We start from the raw sequence: 3,418 nt of genomic DNA on the forward strand, positions 1-3,418 counted from the left end.
GTCGACGACACCCACGAGTTCGGCCGTCGGCTGGCCGGGGTGCTGCACGCCGGTGACCTGCTGCTGCTCAGCGGCCCGCTGATGGTCGCCCACTACCGCGAGGTGGCCGCCGTCGGGCTGCCGGTGGTGGTGTGCCGGGATCCGGCCGAGTCCGGCGTGGACCTGGCACCGGACCTGCTCGCCCGCATCGCGGAGACCGACGGCGTGGTAGCGGTGCGGGAGGACGACGTGCGCCGGCTGCACCGGGTCCGCGACCTCTGCCCCCACCTCGACGTGCTGGCCGGCGCCGACGACGTGCTGTTGGAGCTGACCGTGTGCGGCGCGGCCGGGTGGCTGGCGCGCTGCCCCAACGTCCTGCCCCGGCTCTGCCTGCGTCTGCACCGGCTCTGCGCCGCCCGCGACCTGGCCGCGGCGCTGCCGCTCTACGCCCAACTGCACCCGCTGCTGGGCTGGGGCGCCCGGACCGAGGGGGTGCAGGCGGTGAAGCTGGCCATGGGGCTGGCCGGCCGGTACGGCGGCCCGTGCCGCCCGCCCCGCGGCGCGCTGCCGCCGGAGCTGGAGGAGCGGCTGTGCCGGGACCTGCGGCGGGCCGAGCGGGCCGCCGCCGGGCCGGTGCCCACCGCGTGACCTCCTGCACGTGTCGAAAGTCGCCGATCCACCTGCCGACATCTGCACGGTGACCGCCGCGCCGGCCGGCTCCTAGGGTCGGGATCGGGCGTGATCATGCGGGACGGCGAGCGCCCCTGATCGCCCCGCCCCCCTCCAGCCCTCGACCTGAGAGGTGACTCGATGCGCCTTCTGCCCACCAGGCGTGCGGTGTGGCGCTCGGTTCTGGCCGCTGCCGTCGCGACCGTCCTGGTCGCGACCGGCTCCGCCGGGCCGGCCTCCGCCGCACCGGGTGACCCGCCGGACGGGCCAGCCCCGTTCCAGCCGCTCGACCCTCAGCGCTGGCAGAACCCCGACACGATGACCTGGGACGACTACCGGCAGGTGCCGAACCGGAACTGGGCCGACCCGGCCGTGCGCGGCTCGGTCCGCAACTTCAAGATCGCCCTGGTCACGCTGGACTACGTGGACCAGCCGTTCGTCATCACCCAGCCCGCCGGCTCGACGGTCTTCGGCAACCCGCAGGCGACCGCCGCGAACGTGCCCCGCAACCAGGTCGCGAAGTTCTACACCGACTTCCTCAACAAGCCGGGCGACCTCAACCGGGGGCACACCCTGCACGAGTACTGGATGCAGGACTCCAACGGCCGGTACGGCGTGGACCTCAGCGGTTTCGGCCCGTACGAGATGCCGTCGAAGTCCTACCAGTACGGCATCGACAACGGCTTCAACCCCGGCGCCTGCCCGGCCGGTGCGGCGTGCGCGAAGAACATCCGCACCGACGGGCTGGGCGCCTGGCGCGCGGCGGTCGGCGACGCGGTGGCCGACAGCTTCGAGCTGGTCTTCATCCTCTCGGCCGGCCAGGACGAGTCGTCCACCTGGCAGGAGTTCGGCCAGATGATGTTCCAGACCAAGGAGGACGTGCCGGACGCGTGGGGCCCGCCCGACCCCGCCCTGCCCAACTACGCGAAGACCCGGTACGTCGAGTGGACCTCGTGGAAGGCGGCCGCCACCATCTGGCCGAACGCCGGCGGCGGGTCCTCCACCCAGGCGGAGAGCTCCGGGATGGGCGTGTACGCCCACGAGCTGAGCCACCTGCTGAGCATCGGCGACAACTACAACAACCCGTACGGCACGCCGCTGCGCCGGGCGTACACCGGCATCTGGAGCATGATGTCGCGCGGGTCGTTCAACGGGCCCGGCGGGCCGCACACCCGCTGGCAGATCCCGCCGGTCAACGGCGGCTCGATGGGGTCGCTGCACACGCTGCGGGACAAGCTGAAGATCGGCCTGCTCGGTGAGGAGCACGTGCTGCGGCTCTCCCGGGAGGGGCTGGCCACCTCCGGGATGGTGGTCGCCGACGTCACCGCCCGTGCCGTGGACGCCGGACCCGGCGGGCTCACCGGCCTCAACATCGCGATGAACACCGACCGCTCGCCGGCGTGCAGCGTCACGACCGACCCGCTCTGCGACGGCGGCCGGTACAACAACTACACCGTCGAGGTCGTCGACCGGATGGGCGCGGACTCGTTCACCCCGGACAACGGCGTGCTCATCAGCAAGACCAAGAACGCCGACAGCGCGCCGTTCGTGTGGGTGGTCGACGCCAACCCGCAGGACATCGACATGATCGACTTCTACCAGCCGAACGGCACCCCGCAGAAGATCACCATGGGGGACTACCGGCAGCTGTCCGACGCGCTGTTCCACGCCGGGGCCAACTCCGGCAGCGAGTACGAGTACGTGGACGAGGCCAACCGGCTGCACTTCTACGTGCTCAACCTGCGGCGGGACGGCGACGGCGTGCTGTCGTACACGGTGGCCGTCCGGTCGCTGGACGGTGCCGGGCCGAGCGCGCACGGGGTGGCTCTCTCGAAGGGCCACCTGGTGACCCGGGGTGAGCCCACCGGCAAGGGCGCGACCTGCACGTTCGACCTGACCAACACCGGGACGTACGTGGCCGACGGGCAGCCGCACCCGGAGGACGCCGGCGCGCATCTGAAGTCCGACGTCTACCGGCTCTCGGCCACCGTCGGCGGCCAGGACTGGCGGGTGGAGCTGCCGAACGAGCTGGCCACGGCCGAGTTCGGGGCCAGCACCCCGGTCGCCGTCTCGGTCGGGGCCGGCTCCGGCGCGAGCGCGACCACCCTGGTGACGCTCACCGCCACCTCGGAGAGCGACCCGAGCAAGACCGTGACCAGCCAGTGCCGGGTCGAACGACCCCGGGCGCTGCTCGGCTGACCCGCGCCCGGGGCGGTGCGGACCGCGTGCCGCGCCGCCCCGGGCGCCACCCCGACGACCAGGAGGACAGATGCGCCGCCTGCTGCCAGCGCTGCTGCTGCCGTCGCTGCTCACCGGCGCGCTCAGCGCGTGCGGTGACGCCGAGGAGGCCCGGTCGGCCATGACCGTCCGGGTGCTCGTCCGGGACATCAACATCCGGCCGGCCGGCGTCGAGTGCGCCGGAACCGGCCCCTACACCCACTTCCACAACCGGGCGCCGTTCCAGGTGGTCGACAGCGCCGGCCGGACGCTCGCCGAGGGCGCGCTCGCCCCGGGCCGGTCGGTGGCGACCTTCGCCGAGGATCTGGAGGTGACGCGCGTGCCGACCTACTGCGAGTTCGCCGTGCCCGTCGACCTGGCCGCGCGGGACGCCTACCGGCTGGTCGTGGACGGCCACCCGCCGGTCGACCTCACCCCGAACGACAGCGAGGGACCGGCAACCTGGACTGGACGACCAGCGGCCACACCGGCGCCGACGTGGTGACCGCGTACGGTCCGCTCGCCGAGCAGTTCACCGGTAAGCACCCGAACA

The 3,418-nt window shown here is 73.0% G+C and carries 3 protein-coding genes; all 3 read left to right on the forward strand.

What is annotated here, in order from left to right:
* Positions 1 to 627: dihydrodipicolinate synthase family protein (locus ABZV78_RS31530; protein WP_355644479.1), on the forward strand; the 627-nt coding region annotated here is incomplete at its 5' end.
* Positions 628 to 789: 162 nt separating this feature from the next.
* Positions 790 to 2,847 carry a M6 family metalloprotease domain-containing protein gene (locus ABZV78_RS31535; RefSeq protein WP_355644481.1) on the forward strand — a complete coding sequence of 686 codons (2,058 nt, stop codon included), beginning with the start codon at positions 790 to 792 and terminating at the stop codon, positions 2,845 to 2,847.
* A gap of 70 nt (positions 2,848 to 2,917) precedes the next feature.
* A complete protein-coding gene (locus ABZV78_RS31540) occupies positions 2,918 to 3,370 on the forward strand; it encodes a hypothetical protein (RefSeq protein ID WP_355644483.1) in 453 nt (150 codons plus the stop codon).
* The last annotated feature ends 48 nt before the right edge of the window (positions 3,371 to 3,418 follow it).

The sequence above is a fragment of the Micromonospora sp. NPDC004540 genome (assembly GCF_040610095.1).
Lineage (GTDB): Bacteria > Actinomycetota > Actinomycetes > Mycobacteriales > Micromonosporaceae > Micromonospora.

What these genes read in the sequence shown, in the direction of transcription:
- ABZV78_RS31535 (WP_355644481.1), top strand. Translation starts at nt 790, where the DNA reads ATGCGCCTTCTGCCCACCAGGCGTGCGGTGTGGCGCTCGGTTCTGGCC.
- ABZV78_RS31540 (WP_355644483.1), top strand. Translation starts at nt 2,918, where the DNA reads ATGCGCCGCCTGCTGCCAGCGCTGCTGCTGCCGTCGCTGCTCACCGGC.